General features: G+C 48.8%; 14 protein-coding genes and 1 pseudogene. 4 read left to right on the forward strand and 11 right to left on the reverse strand.

Going from position 1 to position 18,815, the window contains the following annotated elements; translation table 11 throughout:
- Window positions 1-121: 121 nt before the first annotated feature.
- The 3 genes and pseudogenes from DFP94_RS25280 to DFP94_RS10740 form a co-directional block, all read right to left on the reverse strand.
- Window positions 122-406, reverse strand: a complete 285-nt coding sequence (locus DFP94_RS25280) for a hypothetical protein (protein ID WP_147273849.1) — start codon at window positions 404-406, stop codon at window positions 122-124.
- Between the two features lie 134 nt (window positions 407-540).
- Window positions 541-862: pseudogene (locus DFP94_RS26005) on the reverse strand (sigma factor); the annotation flags it as partial.
- Between the two features lie 723 nt (window positions 863-1,585).
- The gene (locus DFP94_RS10740) at window positions 1,586-2,254 is read right to left on the reverse strand and encodes a hypothetical protein (RefSeq protein ID WP_114496483.1); all 669 of its coding nucleotides are present in this window, start codon (window positions 2,252-2,254) and stop codon (window positions 1,586-1,588) included.
- A gap of 1,685 nt (window positions 2,255-3,939) precedes the next feature.
- On the opposite strand from DFP94_RS10740, the gene DFP94_RS10745 reads away from it, so the two are divergent.
- Together DFP94_RS10745 and DFP94_RS10750 are read left to right on the forward strand one after the other, a co-directional pair.
- Entirely contained in the window at window positions 3,940-4,158 is a 219-nt protein-coding gene (locus DFP94_RS10745) for a YvrJ family protein (RefSeq protein WP_114496484.1), read from the forward strand.
- Window positions 4,159-4,260: 102 nt separating this feature from the next.
- Window positions 4,261-4,839: an N-acetylmuramoyl-L-alanine amidase family protein gene (locus tag DFP94_RS10750; protein ID WP_245954705.1), complete on the forward strand. Its 579-nt coding sequence runs from the start codon at window positions 4,261-4,263 to the stop codon at window positions 4,837-4,839.
- A 361-nt stretch (window positions 4,840-5,200) separates the two neighbouring features.
- Here the strand turns inward: DFP94_RS10750 and DFP94_RS25475 are convergent, their stop codons facing one another.
- The gene (locus DFP94_RS25475; RefSeq protein WP_181873135.1) at window positions 5,201-5,470 is read right to left on the reverse strand and encodes a hypothetical protein; all 270 of its coding nucleotides are present in this window, start codon (window positions 5,468-5,470) and stop codon (window positions 5,201-5,203) included.
- Between DFP94_RS25475 and DFP94_RS10755 the strand changes: the two genes are divergently transcribed.
- Window positions 5,435-5,914, forward strand: coding sequence for a serine aminopeptidase domain-containing protein (locus tag DFP94_RS10755; protein WP_245954765.1), 480 nt, complete (start codon window positions 5,435-5,437; stop codon window positions 5,912-5,914). The genes DFP94_RS25475 and DFP94_RS10755 overlap by 36 nt on opposite strands.
- A 721-nt stretch (window positions 5,915-6,635) precedes the next feature.
- Here DFP94_RS10755 and DFP94_RS10765 read toward each other — a convergent pair.
- From DFP94_RS10765 to DFP94_RS10775, 3 genes are all read right to left on the reverse strand, one after another.
- Complete coding sequence (locus DFP94_RS10765; protein WP_114496488.1) at window positions 6,636-7,232, reverse strand: TetR/AcrR family transcriptional regulator; 597 nt, start codon at window positions 7,230-7,232, stop codon at window positions 6,636-6,638.
- Between the two features lie 5 nt (window positions 7,233-7,237).
- Window positions 7,238-7,870, reverse strand: a complete 633-nt coding sequence (locus DFP94_RS10770) for a YigZ family protein (RefSeq protein ID WP_114496489.1) — start codon at window positions 7,868-7,870, stop codon at window positions 7,238-7,240.
- 99 nt (window positions 7,871-7,969) lie between these two features.
- Window positions 7,970-9,325, reverse strand: coding sequence for a glucose-6-phosphate isomerase (locus tag DFP94_RS10775; protein WP_114496490.1), 1,356 nt, complete (start codon window positions 9,323-9,325; stop codon window positions 7,970-7,972).
- A 180-nt stretch (window positions 9,326-9,505) separates the two neighbouring features.
- Here DFP94_RS10775 and DFP94_RS10780 point away from each other — a divergent pair, with 180 nt between their 5' ends.
- Window positions 9,506-10,402, forward strand: coding sequence for an NAD(P)-dependent oxidoreductase (locus tag DFP94_RS10780; protein WP_114496491.1), 897 nt, complete (start codon window positions 9,506-9,508; stop codon window positions 10,400-10,402).
- A 319-nt stretch (window positions 10,403-10,721) separates the two neighbouring features.
- Here DFP94_RS10780 and ppnP read toward each other — a convergent pair whose 3' ends face one another.
- The 4 genes from ppnP to DFP94_RS10800 all read right to left on the reverse strand — a co-directional run bounded on the left by ppnP (window position 10,722) and on the right by DFP94_RS10800 (window position 18,764).
- Window positions 10,722-11,045 carry a pyrimidine/purine nucleoside phosphorylase gene (gene ppnP / locus DFP94_RS10785; protein ID WP_114496492.1) on the reverse strand — a complete coding sequence of 108 codons (324 nt, stop codon included), beginning with the start codon at window positions 11,043-11,045 and terminating at the stop codon, window positions 10,722-10,724.
- 34 nt (window positions 11,046-11,079) lie between these two features.
- Window positions 11,080-13,104, reverse strand: a complete 2,025-nt coding sequence (gene tkt, locus DFP94_RS10790) for a transketolase (RefSeq protein ID WP_114496493.1) — start codon at window positions 13,102-13,104, stop codon at window positions 11,080-11,082.
- A gap of 652 nt (window positions 13,105-13,756) precedes the next feature.
- Entirely contained in the window at window positions 13,757-16,792 is a 3,036-nt protein-coding gene (locus DFP94_RS10795) for a VWA domain-containing protein (RefSeq protein WP_114496494.1), read from the reverse strand.
- Entirely contained in the window at window positions 16,776-18,764 is a 1,989-nt protein-coding gene (locus DFP94_RS10800) for a vWA domain-containing protein (RefSeq protein ID WP_114496495.1), read from the reverse strand. The genes DFP94_RS10795 and DFP94_RS10800 overlap by 17 nt, the downstream gene beginning before the upstream one ends.
- Window positions 18,765-18,815 lie beyond the last annotated feature (51 nt).

The following is an 18,815-nucleotide window of genomic DNA, read 5'->3' on the forward strand; positions in this document are numbered from 1 at the left end:
AATTTACTTAAAATCGTCAAAATAATGGTATGGCGTATATAACTAATTTAGAGAAATCATTAATTGAAGAATTTCAAATAAAAATAAAAGAGCGCCACCCAGAAGGGTAAGCGCCCATTCATTACGCGCTTGCTGATCCAATTAGGTATTCGGTACCGCTGATTGTTGCATACTGAATTACGTTAATTGCCTTTCCATTGTCTTCGATCCCATCTGTGCCAACATAGAAGCTTGCGCTTGTACCTGAAGAGTAGTATGTCCAACTTCGGGTGTTTACAACAACACCACCCTGGTATACAACTGTTCGAAAATTACTGTAATCCTTTGCGGGATATTGAAGCCCCGAAATATGGACTGTGATTCCAGGATTACTAGAGGTTCCCCACGATGTAGATACACTTGCCATTTTACATTCCCCCTTGGGATATTATTTATAAGGAAAGCGGCACCTTTCCTTACGAATCATTATGTCGCAATAATTATCAGCAATGTGACAAGCGACAGAATTTTTTTGAAATTTCATTATTCTCTATGGTACGTATCGTCCGCTTCCGTGCCAAGAATATCTATAAGTGTGATCTCCTTACCTTCTTTGTCCGTTATGATCAGATCGTGAAGTAAGCATCCCTGGGTGTCTTCTTCAGCGACCTTAAGTGCATCAACATCTCGTTTTCAATGCAACAAGTGGCAAACATGGCCAGCTTCGTGTCTTTGTTCGGACAGAACTTGATCGCCTTAATCAGGCCATCAGCGTTTCGATGGAGATCAGGTCCTCCAAATCTTTCGCGGTGTTATCGAGGTTGTGGACACTGAGCAATTTCAACTTCTGACCGGAGTGGCCTAAGGCAAATTTTCCAAGCATATATTCTTGAGAGGAGTGCATCAGTATCCAACAAAGACTCTTGGATACTTAAATTTAGCCATGTGGAAACCAAATAGTTTTCCATCATATTCGACTTAACTAATATTTTTCCACTACTTAGCCCGCCTTAATTTCGGGTCTCATCCTGATGCACATCGTGTCCCGCTGCCTTAGCTTGCTCAAGCAATTGAGTTGCATCATCTTGAGGTCTGAATCCGATGAGTTCCTCCAGATAATCAATTATGGAAATCCTCCCAAAACCTAGCCAGTGTAAGTTGCACAAAATTGAATTAATAGAGTTGTTACAATTACTATACTTATAGCAGGAGTTTAAGGTAGATAAGTCTAGCAAGGTTTCAGTTGTAGTTTTTCCGTATATTTCTTGCAGTGAGGAACGCCTATACCTGACCAGTATCTTGGATCTTTGTTCATGTGAAATTGTGGATTGGCATGCGTGGAGAATATATAAGGAGATGACTTGGTACTTGACGCTCTGAATGATGTATAACAGGTTAAAAAACAAGGAACTATTTTATCATTCGGTTCGTGGCCAGTAATATACTTTGATGAATAGTGAATGAAGCTTAGAAGAAATCTAGAACCTGTATAGATAACTAACTTAAGGTTCTGTCCACCTTTTGATAGAGGATCATTCAATATTAACGTCTTTATCTACTATGGCGATAAAGTGGATGGTTTCTCAATTAATCTTACAATATTAGATTAGATAGATTCACATTCTGACAAGAATTTGCTAAATGATTGTTTTGTCCGCTGAACTAATTTTCTTATTTTTGAATTGTATTCAGTCTCCCCAAAGGTGAACGCAATTTCACTATTACTAGCCCCGCTGTTAAGTAGTAAAACAACCTTTGCGTGACGCTCATTTAATTCTGCAAAGTCAGAGATTATTTTTAGTATATCCTCCTTTTCAAAAAATTCACTTTCAGCAGACATGGTGGGTTCAAGTACAGTTTCCCCAAGTGTAAATCTCTTATCAGAGTCACCGCAAATTTCGCGATCAAGTGAATCTAACTGAGCTTTATCGTATCTGCGTCCGTCTTTATCTTTTTCATCACTCTTTCTTTCATATAATCGCCATGCATCGGATTCTCGGAGTTTCATGAAGCGTTGGAACCTCGGCATAAAATTTCCAAGTGTTGGATCGTAACCCTTCACGGATTGATATAAAGCTTGTGCAAATTGAGATTCGAAGTCTTCATTAGGTATATTAACACCCAAGTTCGAGGCCCTTTTGTTTGCTCTCACAGCCATAAATTGAATGAACGGATAAATCTCTTTGAACAAATCTGTGAAAACAACTTGATTCTCTGCATTTGCGAAGTCAGAAGCCAAAGCATTGACTAAATCTTCATTAACTTTAATAGTCATTGAAGTTTCACCTCTCAACATTTAAGGTCGAAACCTTATGTCGTGAGAAAATGCGCGTGTGTGACGTTCGCAAAAGCTTAAATATTGATTTTATTAGTGATCCAAAATTATGAAGCTCTCCCTTTCCACTGGTGCAATATACAAACCCATTCATGAAAGCGCTTGCATATTTTTCGTGTATTTTTCACTCTTTTTCAAAGAAATAAATCCCGGTGACAACCAAATAAGTGATTTAGGAGAAACAATAAAAGCTAAGAGTATATAGAACCCAGCTGAATCGATTCTTATATTATATAATCTTTGTTTGTAATAATTTTACTATTATACATAAATTCTACACAAACAGTTAAATGCCTCCTTTTTTGAGTATCTTTTCATTAACTTTATAATTCATCAAAATCTTTTAATAGAAAAAGAAAAAGACAATCACCCAGCTTAGATAACTATCGCCGGCTAACTGTCTTATAAGAGCTGAATCTACAACTACTACTTCAAATGTTCCCTAAACAACGAAGATGAACTTTTATCCTTCGATATAAAGAACTGTACTTCACTATTAATATAAACATTGTATGTTCATTAGTGAAATCAAAAAATAACTTAAACAGAGAATTGCTCGTGAAAAAAGTGGTAAGTTTCTTATTTAAATATAATAATTTTTCTAAGCTTTAATGTTATTTGGGTCTTGTAAATGAGGGTCATCGAAATAATATTAAAATCAAATACTAATTCAAAAATGCAAATAATTAATATAGCGGGATTTCAAAAATATGGTCATAAACTTTCGAAAAGTGATAATTAATTCTCAGATAACAGCATCGTCTCAGCCTCAGATCTTTCACAACACGTCCAGGTAACGAATGGTAAAAACGCTGGGGAAGTCCCTATTGAAGACCCAATAAGTTTTCTTTACCATTACTTAATTCCAATCCCAACTTTATTAATAAAATGAACTCATTCGATGTTAACTTTATTAATGAGATTAGTCACATATGGCGTTTCTTTCTCGACATATAAAATCAACTTAACTTTAGAGAAAAATTCATGAAAGAAAGATAAGAGAAATATGGCTGATTACTAAAATGGTTACGCCAGAAGTATCTATAGCGAGCCACTTCTTTTCAGTTAATCGAATTAATAAGGACAAAAGAATTCATTATCGCATCTCATTTCAGACTAACTCAATCGTTTCTTGTATTAGTATCTTTACCAGTCACCTCTTGGAGTTGTTTATATTAAACGCTTTTATTTAGGATTTCATCTTAATATTGAGTCTAATATAATCCAATTAATACCTCACTTGTTAATAAAATCTAATTTCTCAGCATTTCAACTGTTGACATCATAACGACGTCACGCTTTTTCATATGGCTGCTTAGTTCATTCAAGTTTTCATTATATTTAAATTAACAACGATAAAAGAAAGACGGTAGTGTAGCGTACAGTCGTTAAGTGGTAGGACGAAGGGAAGTGTAGCTTAGACCCATTATGACATGGAGGGTTTATTATGAAGTATATTGTGATATTCCGGATGCTCTAAGGTGGGATCACTTTAGTAATGATTTATAAGAAGTTTCAAACTCTTCACCGCCATCAATTCCAAAAAAATAAAACAGATAATCGATATTAGTAAACTAAAAAATGTGAGCAAATGAAATAACAATTTATAGTTGGAGGTTTAACCCATGGAGTTACAAACTTTTGTTGAGTTAATCGGCAATGTTGGTTTTCCCATTGCCCTGTCACTTATTCTTTTACAATCAATCTTGGTTAGATTCACTAAACAGATGGATGCATTAGAAAAGCGACTTGCTCAGTTAGACAAAACGATAAATCTCATGGTTAAAACATTTCACAGTAATGTAGACAAAACGCCAATGCTTCAAGAAAAAAAGGAATCTTAAAGTCAACGAGATTTTCATCTCCAAATAATTATTCACATGTCACGCTATGTATTTTCAGTGAAATTTAATAGCAATTTATTCATAAAAACGAAAGGAATGAATATGATGGCGCTTCACGGTTACAAAATTTTTATTGATCCAGGACACGGAGGAAAGGATCCTGGTGCAACCAATGCTGGTTATAAAGAGAGCGAAATTGTATTGGAAATCGGGAAATTTTTAAAAACAGATTTAGACAATTTTGGGGCTAGTGTTCAAATGAGCAGATTAAAAGACGTATGCCCCGAGTTGCAAGACCGTGCTACAGCTTCTAATGATTTCGGGGCAAGAATATATGTGAGTTTGCATATTAACTCTGGTGGTGGTACTGGGATTGAATGCTGGGTCCATGATAATGCGGGTTTTCACACTCAATCTCTGGCTAGTTTTGTTAACCGTTCACTTGTCCAAGATCTTAATTCCACAAATCGCGGAATCAAGAAGGCCCCTTCTCAACGTAATCGAAAGAACATTTTTGTAATTGATCCTAAGAATACAAAAGCTTTAGCTATATTACTAGAAATTTTATTTATCGATAATGCAACTGATCGGGCCAAGTTAATCACTAACAAGCAAGTTGCTGCACGTGCAATCGCCAACGGGATTAATGACTTCATTGAAAATCTACCATCATCATTATAATGATCCTTTAAGGAGGCTCAAAACCAAAATTAGCGGCTGAAGAAATCAATTGAACTTTTAAGGAGATAAAAATGGAAAAACATCTGCAAATCCTGTATCGCTGTAAGTCCTGCCCAAACAATAAAATGACAGATGCCACTCCAGTATATCAATGAACTGCTTGGATTACAAAGCTACACCTCCAACAAATTGTCTCTATAGATTCACAACAAGTTCAGGCATCGCCATTAGCGTACAAAAAACCTTGTCCCATCTGCCGTTCCGAACAACAAGTAAAGCGTGACGGTCGCAATAACCGCGCATGATTCGGCAATTGAGCATCTTTGGCAGAAAGAGCTATGTGCACGTTCCAAGCTATCGCTTAGCTTGTATGCGTTGCCGAAGCAGCGGTACAGCTGCCCCCTGTGGTCATTGGCAGACCAAGAATCCGCCGCTCGCCAAAACCTCCCTTAAACCGTCTATAACGCGCGGCCGTCTCGCTCATTCCGTGGGCGATTTGTAGAATTCCCCGTAGAGGCAGCGACGGATCGGGGGGAGCCCAACCGTAGACAAACGCTGACCGGACAAAGACGGCCTGAACGGCATGGTCCGCGATATGATTGCCCGGGGGGGAATTATTCAAGACAGGCATGCCAGCCTTCCCCTTTTTCTTCTGGGACACAGCATGAGCTCTTTTTTGACGCAGAAACCGATGTATGCCGGAACGGAGAGATACAAGGAATTTATTCTGACCGAGACCAACGGTCCCAGAGTGCTTCTCTCCTTCAACCAGAACCTGGCGAATTTGCAGGCTAAGCTTCAGGGTCCTGATCATCCGAGCAAGCTCATGAACGCCTCGTCCTTCGGCCGCTTCAACAAAAGTTTCACGGCGATGCGCACGCAATTCGACTGGCTGTCCAGGGATGAAGGGGAAGTGGACGATTTCATAGAAAATCCGCTTTGCTGCTTTGTTCTCCGCGCCGGAGTTTTTCGAAGGGTTATTTGGCCTTCTGCGAGAAATTCACCGTCTGACCGGATGGCCAAGATCCAAAAGATAAACCGGTTTATGTTTTCGGGGGCGAGCAGGACCCCGTAGGTCTTCAAGGAAAAGGCGTCCGCCGGCTTGTTACCCTCTAAAAACAATTAGGGCTTCAGGATGTTGAAGCCAGGCTGTACCCGGGAGGAAGGCATCAAATGCTTCCAGGCCACAACGCTAACTCCCTTACTTTTCTGCGTATTCGTCTGGAGTCTCAATTTGCTCTCCAAGAATCTTCCGACAGTATTCCAGAAGTCTGTTCGCTGCCCGTTTGCTTTTGGCCAGCACCACAATGTAACCCGTATGCCGAATGGCGTTTACTCCTCGGCTTTTCATCTCTTTTCCAAATTCGTTCCAGATAGATGTTCGCCAGAGGCGGGACATTGGCTCTCCCTGCAGAGAACCTTCCTCTGTTTTGCAGTGCGCAACATTCTCCATAACTCCACTTTTGGATAATTCTTACCAGGTCGGTTACTCGTTTGTCTTGGATTTGTTTGCGAAATGGTTTATTAGCAGCTCATGTTTCAGTGCATCAAAGTATTTGGAGAGATCGATTTTGACTTTTACCGCCGAGTTATCACCCATGCCGGACGCACACGCACATACAAAAGACGCGGATCTCCCTGGAGAACCGCGTCTTTATTTTTGTTCATTGGGGCAAGAATCCTGCATTAGAGCATCGTACTTAATGGAAGTATGTTACGTTATTAAAGTAATGTAATAAAGGAGTGCCGCTATGATAGTGTGAACGGCTAAAGTGCGCATAGAAAACAAAAACGTCTCATGACGTTAACCGGTAACTGCTTTGACTTAACATTTTGACGTGGGCCACTGCGGCGGGCAATATTTCTTCAAAGGTCAGTCGATCTTGAATGTAAAACGAGATGAATCCGTGAATTCCCAAAAACATACTTAGCGGAAGAGACGGATTACTCTCAAGCGGGTGCCTCTCCTCTTTCAAAAAACCGCGAACGATCTTGTCAAACATATCAAAACACTTCGCCTGTTCGGACCGGCAGTAAGCCAGTATTTCCTCATCCCTAAGCATGAACATGATCTCGTATTGATGCGGATGTTCCAGACCAAATTTTATGAATTCCAGCATCAACTGTTCCGTCTTCGTCTGCCCCTCGGTCGACGGGCTTTTCGTTACCAGTTCGCACAGACGGGCCAAATGGTTGAAGTCCTGGACAACAATGGCGTAAAACAATTCTGCTTTTTCCTTGAAATGATAGTACAGAGAACCGTGGCTATAGCCCAAATGCTGCCCGATGCTCCTCATGGAAATTCCGCGATAACCTTTCGTAATAAACAAGTGCCTCGCAGCATCCATAATTCTTTCCCTCGACAACTCCTGCTCTACTGCTCTTCTAGCCATAGGCATTATTCCCCTTTAATAAAGTAAACCTGGTCACCTTCCGTCATTACAGCCTGCCCTTGCGTCATATCGGTCATCCAGTCTTTAAAGGCTTGCGCCTCGCCATCCAGCGGCAGACACAGCAATGTAACCTTGTCGGCAAACGTGGTCTCCCCAGTCCGTATCCCCCGGTTTCTGAGTTCATTCTCGGCCTTTCCGAGCCAGGTGTAGTCCAGTTCCACGAATACTTCGCGATGAAGGACCCGGGTAATGGCTTCCCCCGCTTCGATGGCTGCGACCGCTCCGTCCGTGTAAGCGCGAATCAGTCCGCCTGCTCCCAGCATGATGCCTCCGAAATACCTGGTTACGACAATAGCTATGTTTTTGAGACCCTGATTCCGGATTACTTCCAAAATCGGCTTGCCGGCCGTTCCGCTCGGTTCCCCGTCGTCCGACTGCTTCTGGATCTCGTCTCTTTCACCGATCATATAGGCTGAACAATTGTGGGTAGCGTTCCAATGCCGCTTCTTGATCTCCTCGATAAAGCTGACGGCTTCTTCCTCGCTCTGCACCGGCTTAACGTGCCCGATAAATCTCGATTTCTTGATGACGATTTCCTTATCTCCGGCTCCGCGAACCGTTTTGTAACGTTCCAGCATATGACTCCATCCTTATGAATGTGCCAAGAAGCAGCCCCTCCGGAGATTCCCGGTGAACTGCTTCCTGGCGGCTTTATTCCTGCCCTTGTAAAAATACGATTATTCGGAAAGTCTTGACTCGAGTTCCGCTTTTTCTTTCTCGTAACCCGGTTTGCCCAGCAATGCGAACATGTTCTTCTTGTAAGCCTCTACGCCCGGTTGGTCGAACGGATTGACGCCCATCAGGTAACCGCTGATCCCGCAGGCCTTTTCAAAGAAGTATACCAGATATCCGAAAGAATATGGAGTCATATCTGGAACATTGACCACCAAATTTGGTACTTGGCCGTCGGTATGCGCCAGCAAAGTGCCTTGGAACGCCTTTTTATTGACGAAGTCCAATGTTTTGCCTTCCAGGAAGTTCAGTCCGTCAAGGTCGGCCGGATCGGATTCGATCGTAATATGGCTAGGTACTTCGGTCACTTGGATGACGGTTTCAAAGATATTCCGGTTCCCTTCCTGAATGAATTGACCCATAGAGTGCAAATCGGTCGAGAAGTCGACGGCTGCCGGGAAAATGCCCTTGAAGTCTTTGCCTTCACTTTCGCCGAAAAGTTGTTTCCACCATTCCGATACATAGTGCAAAGATGGTTCGTAATTAACCAGAATTTCCGTCACTTTACCTTTACGGTACAGCGCGTTGCGGACAGCCGCATACTGATAGCTGGTATTCTCGGCCAAGTTAGGGTTACTGAATTCTTTAGACGCGTCAGCCGCACCTTGCATCATATCTTCAATGCTGATGCCTGCGGTTGCGATCGGCAAAAGACCCACAGCCGTCAATACGGAGTAACGTCCGCCCACGTCGTCCGGAATAACGAACGTTTCGTAACCTTCTTCATTCGAAAGCTTCTTCAGAGCGCCTTTCTCGCGGTCCGTCGTTGCATAGATCCGTTTACGCGCCTCTTCCTTGCCGTATTTTTTCTCCAATGCTGCACGGAAAATACGGAAAGCAATCGCCGGTTCCGTGGTCGTTCCCGATTTGGAGATGACATTAACGGAGAAATCCTTGCCTTCGATAAGATCGAGAAGATGATTCACGTAAGTGGAGCTGATGTTGTTTCCTGCAAAATAAATTTCCGGAGTTTTGCGTTTATCTTTCGGAAGAACGTTATAGAAAGAATGGGAGAGGGACTCAATCGCCGCGCGGGCGCCGAGATAGGAACCTCCTATGCCGATGACGATCAGTACGTCGGAATCGCTTTGAATTTTTGCGGCCGCTTTCTGAATGCGGGCGAACTCTTCTTTATCATATGCCGTAGGCAAGTCGATCCACCCCAGGTAATCGGAGCCGGCGCCTGTGCCGTTATGTAATTGTTCGTGAGCCGCACGAATTTGGCTTTCCAAATTATCGACTTCGTGCTGACCGACAAACTGCAGAGCTTTGCTGTAATCAAAACTTACTTTATTAGACATATTGAAAAATACCTCCATCTATTTATTTGTCTCACTACCTACCCATTGGACAACCATTGTAGCAACTTGTAATTAGGATACTGTAAATTTCCGGTGAAAACAAGGGCACAATATACAGGTTTCCGGCCTGCGTGGTAAAATATTTAAATGCTGTTCAATTCTTTTTAGAAGGTGACTACATTGAAAAAAATCGGATTTATCGGCCTTGGCACGATGGGTGCTCCTATGGCTGCGAATTTGCTCAAACAAGGTTACGAAGTTAGCGTATATAACCGCACAACGGCCAAATGCGAGCCGCTGGCAGCGCTGGGCGCAGCAATTGCCGCCACCCCCGGCGAAGCTGCGTCGGGCGCGGACACGGTCATTACGATGGTCAGCGACGACGCTTCCATCGCAGCCGTGTATGAAGGCCCGGACGGCCTGCTGGCCGGCCTGAAACCCGGCACGGCGGTGATCGACTGCAGCACCATCTCGCCAGCCCTTGTGAAGAGGCTGGCCGGTCTGGTCGGCGACCTGAGAGGCGTCTTCCTTGATGCGCCCGTGACCGGCAGCTCTCCGGCCGCCATCGACGGCAGCCTCGTCTTCATGGTCGGCGGTAAAGGAGACGTTCTCGCCAAAGAGATGGACATTTTCGAATGCCTCGGCAAAAAAGTGCTGCACATGGGCGAGAACGGTACCGGCGCCGTCGCCAAGCTCGCGCACAATACGATCGTCGGCATCAACAATCTGGCGCTGGCCGAAGGCTTCTCCATCGCGGCCAAATCCGGGCTGCCAGCCGACCGCTTCCTGGAGCTCGTCCAGCTTGGATCGGCCGGCAGCAAAGCCGCCGAGCTCAAGGGGCGCAAAATCATCGAGCACGATTTCACCAACCAATTCTCGCTGGCGCTGATGCTAAAGGACCTGAAGCTCGCCTCCTCGCTCACGGACGGAGCCAGCATCCCTTCCCCGATGCTGAACCTGGCCAAAAGCCTGTTCCAGGCCGGCCAGACCGAAGGCTTCGGGGACGAAGACCTCTCCTCTGTCGTGAAGATCTACGAAGCATGGATCGGGCAAAAGATCGGCGACCGTTCGAACTAGAATTCATGCTAAAGAGTGACCAACGGCCCTTAGCGCGCTATATGATAAATTAACTGGATTACCTCCAGTTAATTTCATCAAATTGCCTTCCAAGCCGAAATTAACTGGAAAACCTCCAGCTAATTTCGGCTTTTTGTTCTATTAGCCGCTGAGGCGACCAAAATAACTGGAGGTTTTCCAGTTATTCCACCGCCAGCCCTACCATGGGCTAAAATAACTGGAGATTTTCCAGTTATTTTGAAACACAATTAAAAAGGCAAGTACAGCGCTCGGCTTGTACCTGCCTTTTGATCTGTTTTGCCGAGAAGTCGTGACCTAACTAAGCTCCCGAACCGTAAGAGCAGCAGTAATCCGTTACACTGCGGACCTCCAGCTTGAAAGAAGCGTTCGCGGGCACGGTAAACGTGCCGCGGCCGCTGATCTCTCTCCAAAGCGTTTCTCCCGGAAGCAGAACCTTCAGGTCTCCGGACAAAATGTCCATCACTTCGAGCGAATCCGTCCCGAATTCATACTCTCCGGGAAGCATGATCCCGAGCGTGATTTTGTTGCCGTCCGGCAGCCATACGCTCCGGCTAGTTACTTTGCCGTCAAAATAAATGTTGGCGGCTTTGTCTACAGTTACATTTTTCAATTGCTGCTCCACGTTTCCCGCTCCCCTCAACGGTAAATCAAATCATTTACTTCAATTGATCCTTCACGTGCTTCACTACATTTTCAACGGTAAATCCGTATTCTTCGATCACTTTGTCCCCAGGCGCGGAAGCCCCGAAGATGTCGATGCCGATGACGGACCCCTTCTCGCCTGCATAACGCTCCCAACCGAACGGATGCGCCATTTCCACGGCGACGCGGGCTTTGACGTCCGGCAATATAACGGAATCTTTGTAAGCCTGATCCTGTTTATCGAACAGATCCCAGCTCGGCAAGCTTACGACGCGGACGTGAATACCTTCTTCAGCCAAAGCAGCTTGAGCTTTCACGGCGAGTTGTACTTCAGAACCTGTAGCGATGATTTGTGCTACCGGTTTGCCGTCCTTCGCATCGGATACAACGTACCCGCCTCGTTTCACGCCTTCGCGTGCCAGATCTGCGCTTTTCTCGAGAATCGGGAGGTTTTGGCGGGTCAGCACCAACGCTACAGGGTTGGATTGGTTTTCAACCGCATATGCCCAAGCAGCCGAAGTCTCGTTGCCGTCGGCAGGACGGATGACGGTCAGACCCGGAATAATGCGCAGGGAGGCAAGCTGCTCGATCGGTTCGTGAGTCGGACCGTCTTCGCCTACGGCGATACTGTCATGCGTAAGCACGTAAGTTACCGGCAGCTTCATGATCGAAGCCAGACGAATGGCCGGGCGCAGGTAATCGGTAAACACGAAGAACGTGCCGCCGAAAATTTTCAATCCGCTATGCAGGGCAATCCCGTTCATAGCCGCAGCCATGCCGAATTCGCGAACGCCAAAGTACAGGTTGCGTCCCTCGCGGTTTTGCGGCGTGTAGACCGAAAGACCTTTCAGATGCGTCATCGTGGAGCTTTCCAGGTCGGCCGAACCGCCCAAAAGCTGAGGCACGCCGCCGGTCAAACCGTTAAGTGCGTTACCGGAGGCTACGCGGGTTGAAACGGCCTTGTCTTCCGCGCTGTATTTCGGAAGATCATTGTCCCAGCCTGCCGGAAGTTCGCCAGCAACAGCCTGTTCAAACTGAGCCGCAAGCTCAGGGTATTCCGATTTATATTTTTTGAATGTTTCGTCCCATGCCTTGTTCGCAGCAATGCCGCGTTCTTTCACTTTGGCGAAGTGTTCGCGCACTTCTTCAGGCACATAGAAGTCTTCTTCGTAGACCCATTTGTAGAATTCCTTCGTCAGTTTCGCTTCGTCCGCGCCGAGCGGGGAACCATGCGTACCCCCGTGGCCGCCTTTACCTTGCTTGTTCGGGCTACCGTATCCGATGACCGTCTTCACTTCAATCAAAGTAGGACGCTCGGTTTCGCGTTTGCCTTCTTCGATCGCCGCTTGGATCGCGTTCAGATCGTTGCCGTCTTCTACGCGCAGCGTTTGCCAACCGTAAGCTTCAAAACGTTGTCTTACGTTCTCGGAGAAGCTGAGGTTAAGTTCGCCGTCCAGCGAAATGTCGTTGGAATCGTACAGGAAAATCAGCTTGCCCAGCTTCAGATGTCCCGCCAGGGAAGCCGCTTCGCTCGCAACGCCTTCCATCAGGTCGCCGTCGCCGCAAATGCCGTAAGTATAATGGTCGATCACTTTCAGGTCACCTTTGTTGTAAGTTGCCGCAAGCTGGGTTTCAGCCAGCGCCATACCGACAGCCATGGCGATCCCTTGGCCGAGCGGACCTGTCGTAGCGTCAACGCCTGCCGTATGTCCGAATTCCGGATGGCCAGGGGTTAAGCTGCCCCATTGGCGGAACTGTTTGAGTTCTTCCATCGGGAGATCGTAACCCGACAAATGAAGCAGGCTGTATAGCAGCATGGAGCCGTGTCCTGCGGACAGGACAAAACGGTCGCGGTTAATCCATGTCGGATGATCGGGGTTGTGGTTCATCGTTTTGGCGAACAGTTGATACCCCATCGGAGCCGAACCCATCGGCATGCCGGGGTGGCCGGATTTCGCTTTTTCGATCGCATCGATCGCCAGTGTACGGATCGTGGTGATCGACAAATTTTCAATGGTGTTGTTGTCTGACAATGGCATTTCTTTTCCTCCTTGGTCATGGAAAAATACTTGTGCGCAAAGTAAGGCTTGAGCTTGCTAAGTAAAACATTCAAATTGAAATGATCATTTTGACTTTATCTATTGTACCACTTCATGCATCCGTTTTCCATACCCATTCTTCGATGGCTGCAGTCGCTTATAGCTTTCCCTCTCTTGGCACAAGAATATTTATGTTTTGCTGCTGACGGTATTCGGCAGGCGTCATCTGCTACGTTTCCTGAAAACCTGGATAAAGTGCAGCAGAATGCAAAAACAGCCCCAAAAATTAATTGGGACTGCCGCTTTTTACTAGGCGTATTCAGGATTTTCGCGTTCGATTGCCGGTCAGATTCGGAGAAATGTCCACCCCTCGTGGAATAATCATTAAAATGTCTTTCAAAAGGTGGACACTTTTCTCCGAAAGAGATATAAACTCTCTTTTACTACTAACCCCATATCCAGTAAAAAAATAGCTTGCAAGTATCTATATATTGATTTCGACGCTCTCTGCGCTAAAACTCCTTTGTGTCCACTTTTGAAAAGACATTTTTAAGATTTTTGTCTCTTTGGAGCGTACAAACAAGCATTATATATGCGATATTGCGGCAAGTTTATATACTTCCATTCGTTCGCAAAAACCTGGACTGCTGCTCTAGCGCCGGCTGCGCCGCTTGGCATCCAACAGTCGGCCAAGGCGATCGTTCCCCGACTCGGCATCAGCCGTTGTTCCGCTTCGACTCCGCCCAGCCTTTTCCTTCTCTGAAGAAGGCTGCGACGAAGGGGCTGGAGCCGGAGAACCGGCAGGTGGCGGCGATTTGGCCGCCTGCGACATCATAGGCGACGGTTTGCTCATCGGCGACATCGTAGGCGGTGATGCGGCAGACGACGGCGGTGATGCGGCTGTCTGCGATGCCGCAGGCTGGGCGGCGGGGCTGGGAGCGGGGGGCACGCTCCCGCGCTCCGCACCATCGCCGCCTGCGCCGTAAAAGGCGGCCGCGCGCGATTTTCGCGCGGCAAGCCGGGTGAGCCCGGCATCCGCGGCAGCGCCTGCGGATGCGCCGGGCTGCGCTGCAGCCGCCGCAAGCGCGCGGGCGCGGCGGCGCCAAGGCATGGCCGCGGCGATGAGCGCCGCCATGCGGCCCCAAGGCAGCGCCAGACGCCGCACGGCGATGTCGGCGAGCCAGAGCAAGAGCGCCGCGGCCAGCAGCGGGCGCTCCCAGCCGCGCAGCGACCGCTGCGGCTGCGCGGTGAACTGGAACGCCGCCTCCGGCTTGTTCCAGTCCAAGATGCGGCCGCCAGTCAGTTCGGCCACGGCCTGCAGCTTATCCTCCGGCTCGGCCGGCGGCAGCCGGTATTCCGGCGAATACGGGATAACGAAGCCGGTTCCCTGCATCCCTGCCGGTTCTTCGCCGTTTCCGTCCGCTCCGTTCTTGTTCCGGAGCTGAAGCAGGAAGGATCCCGAAGACCTTACCGTCATACGCCCTTCGTAAACGCCCGGGGAAACCTGGGCGAGCGGGACCGTCTCCTCGCCTCCGTCTTCCCCACTGACGAGCGCTTCTAGTTCCTCCGGAGATTCGGCGCCCTCTGCCGTCACTTCGAAAGTCACCTCATTGCCGAGGACGGTCGTGTTGACTTCATAAGGCGAAGCCGCAAACTGCGGAAACGTCCACTTCACCATGTCGGCGAACAATCCGGGAAAGCTGTCCCATTTCACGAAATCGCGAGACCATTTGCCCGTCAGATCGCTGGTCCAGGCCACGGTCCGCCCCGATCCGTACTGCCATCTTGCCAGCAGCGGGTCCGGCTCCGGGCTGGATAATACCGTTTGGGCCGTCATTTTCGGCGTTGCGGCGACATAGCCGTAAATGCTCGGCAATCCGTTCTGGAACCATCCGCTCCAGTCCCCGGGCTGTACGAGCGCCGGAATGAACGGCTTGTCCACAATATAGGTTCTGGCAATCATGGCCGCCTCCCGGCTAAATATGGCCGGAAGCGTCGTCGCGTCCTTAACCAGGTAATACCGCCCCTTTGCCTCATTAGCCAGACTTTGCAGAAGATTGACATCGGCATCTTCTCCCACGGCCACGGTGGACATCGTGATTTTCCCGTCCGTCATACTCTCAAGCAGGGCATCATAACCGGAATTCACGGCGGATTGTCCGTCCGTAAGCAAAATGATATGCTTCCGCTGGGCCTCGACGTTTAGCATTTCCTCCGTAGCTGCCGATACCGCCGGAAAAATATTCGTTCCGCCCGCGCTCGGAATGCTGTTTATTTTTGCAATAACGCCTTCTTTGTCATCCAGTTTCTGCGGCTCGACCACCCACCAAGGCTGATCGTCGAAAGCCACCACGCCCACCGTATCCTTAGGCCGCAGCAGCTCCACGGTACGTATCGCCGACTCTTGGGCCAGCTTCAGCTTGTCTCCTCCCATACTGCCTGAGCGGTCGATCACGAGGATCAGGCCAAGCGAAGGGATTTCCCGCTTGCCTTCCAACTCCATGGATACGGGAAGCAGCTTCTCGATCGGGGTTTTGAAGTAACCGCCCATGCCGAAGCTTTCTTCCCCGCCAATCATCATGAACCCGACGCCGTAAGAGCGGACGGCCTGCTCGATCAGTTCCATCTGTTTGCCGCCGACCTGCTCACCGGAGACGTTATTAAACAGGATACTGTCGTATCCCGCATATTTAACCAGCTCCGACGGCAGCATTCCCGGACCGATCACAGTATGATCGATTAACCCGGAAGCCAGCGCATTTTCCAGATTGGAGGATGTTCCTTTCTTTCCTTCTACAATTAACACCTTCGGGCTACCCGTAACCCGGGTAATTGCATAACTGGCATTGTTTGCCGATTGCTCGTCTCCGTCCACAAATAATTCCGCGCGATAACGGTGCAGTCCCGGCTCTTTGGCTAAACCCTGCAGCGCAAAAAGGTTCTCCCCTCGTTCCAGCGCGACGTTCTGCCTTCCGATCTCCCGGTTGTCTTCATACAAACGAAGCTCTCCGGCTCCGGCGAACGTACTGCGGATAAGCACTTCAAAAGCAAACGCCTCCGCACGGTACAGCTTTTCCGGTACATGAAAAGATTCAACGGCGGCATCCTTCAACTCCGGCGGTACCGCCTTCAGTACATCTACGGCTATTCCGCGTTCTTTAAGCATGGCGGCTTCCGAAAGGACATTTCCTACGTTGTCTTCCCCATCGGAGATCAGCACGATCCGCCGGTTTTCCCCGCCGCCGAACTGGCTGCCCGCAAGCTGCAAGCCTCCTGCCAGATTGGTGAATCCGGAATTCACCGCCGCTTCGGAGCTTCCCCCGGAAACGGGACCGGTATCCAGATTTTTCTCAACGGCCGCATCCAGCCCTACGGCTACCGTGCCCACGCGATCACTCGGGCCTTTTTCGGCACCGGCCTTGCTGATCCAATCCCATACGGGATCATTGTCCATCATGCTGGCCGAACGGTCAGCCAAAAAGACGACTTCTTTATCTTTCACCAAAGTAAAGGTGTGAAACCCTGCCAGTACGAGCACCAGCAGTGTAATGATCGCCGTCCGTAAACCGACGGCCCATTTTCTGCGGCCTCCCTTCAGTCTGAAATCGGTCCGGTAGGCATAGAACGCCCCGATGACAAGGGGAAGTAACAGCAGCAATACCCAGGAATGATCAAATTGAACGCCCACGCTGATACACCCCCCATTCCGCTAAAATAACAAACAGCGCCAGGAGCGCAGCGGGATAAACCAGGGATTGCCGGCTTTTGGAGATGAGGCTGTCGGACTGTCCCGCTTGGCTTCCGCTCTCCATCTGATCAGATCCCTCCGCAGGTTTGTCTGAATGGATCTCTGCCACCGGGAGCTGCCGCATGCCTTCAAAAGCGGATTCCGCCGGATCGGCCGTCACTTGCACCAAAAAAGTCCGTTGCTCCGCACCTTCTGATCCCTTAACTTCAAGGCGCCACAATCCCGGAATGCCGGGAGACATTTGACGGGAGGAGACCACGCCTTGCTTCCGCTCCGCCGAAAAATGCCCCGCCCCGGCCTGCAAGGCAAAGCCCTCCTGAGGAATCCAGGTCCCCTCGACGTCATCCGCAGCTACGGGAAGATCCAACTTGGCTCCGGCCATGACCCGTCCAATGCCGGTAGCCTGCCCGGTTTGCAGCCATTCCACTGCATTGTTCACCAGAATCGGAAACTCGGGCCGCAGTGGAAGATCGCTATCTTCCAACGCAAACAGAAAAACCAGCCGGGCTACCCCCTGATCTTTTCCCGCATAAGCCGCCGGCAAGCTACCGATTTTCAGAAGTGGTTCTCCCCATACAGGAACCTCCCGCTTCAGTAACTGCCCTGTCGGCGCCTCAGATAATGACAAGTAACGAGTTACGGGATGACTTAACGTTTCCGTTTCCCCGCTTTCCGGCTGTGCTTTCTCTCCACCGCCTCCCCATGTCCATAACGGGGTTTCTTTCAACAAATCCCTCCACGCGCCCTCCCGTACGAAATCGGGCTCCGCGCCATCGATGACGATGATGTCAGGCTTGGCGTCAGGTAATGCCGGAACCCCGGAACCGCCATTCTTGCCGGTAGAGGCGCCCGGATCCATGCGCGTAACTCGGGCACCGGTCAATTGGAGCGCTTTTTCCAGAAACAGATTCCCGGAAGAGAGCAGCAGAATATTCGCTGAACCCGCCTCCTCCCGAAATGCGAACGCCTCGTTATCCGGTGCGTAAGCATCCTCGCCGCTTAACGACAGCCGATATACCTCGGCCGAGTCAAGCTGCCCGAAAGAAACCGTTGCGCTTTTCCCGCCTTCTATAACTACTTGATTGGAGGCCAACAATTGTCCGTCTCCATACAAGTCCAGCGAGGTCTCCATAATATCCTTCCGGTAGTTCTTCACGACGGCGATGCCCAAAACTCCGTCTTCTTCCCCGTCTTGCCTAACTCCGAATTGAACAATGGCGGTATTGCCCGCCTTTTCATCTTGAATGGAGTTCACTTGTACCGGAACATCGAATACAACGTTCCCGGAACCGGAGCCTTCGGGCCACTGGCTGTCCGTATAAATCTCCACGCTGGCTTCCGGGTCATTCCGGGTCAGCGCCGAAGCCAGGGACAGCGTCTCCCGGTAAGCTGCTTTTCCATAATCCGCAGACATTTCGGAGACGGCTTTCTTAAGCGCGTTCCTGTCCTTTTCCCGGGATAGCAGTACCTGAGGCTGACTTCCAAGTTTCAGCAGCGTCACCTCTTGACCCGAAGACATCCCATCGATATCCTCTTGGAGCTGCTTCTTCATCCGGTCCAGAGTCGTCCCAGGAGTGTCCTTGTCCCGCTCTTCAGTCCCCAAAACCGCGCTCATGCTGGCCGACGTATCGGCAATGATCACCGTATGTCCCTGGCGTCCGCCCTGGACCCATACGAAAGGCAGCATCAGCGCGACTACGAGCAGGGCTGCAGCAAGCAGCTGGAGCCAGAGAAGCAGCCGGCTTTGAAGTTTCTGCCACGGCCGGTTAGCTTCAATATTGCGGAGAACCCGGTCCCACAGCAAATGGCTCGGAACGATCGTATCGAGATATTTTCGCTTGAATAAATACATGATGACAATGGCCGGCAAAGCCAAGCCGAACCATAAACCCGCCCAAGAAGCAATCCCCATTACGCTATCCCTCCATCTCCGCAGTCCTATTATCTTAAGGTTCTTTTCTGC

It is taken from the genome of Fontibacillus phaseoli (assembly GCF_003337355.1).
GTDB classification, from domain to species: domain Bacteria; phylum Bacillota; class Bacilli; order Paenibacillales; family Paenibacillaceae; genus Fontibacillus; species Fontibacillus phaseoli.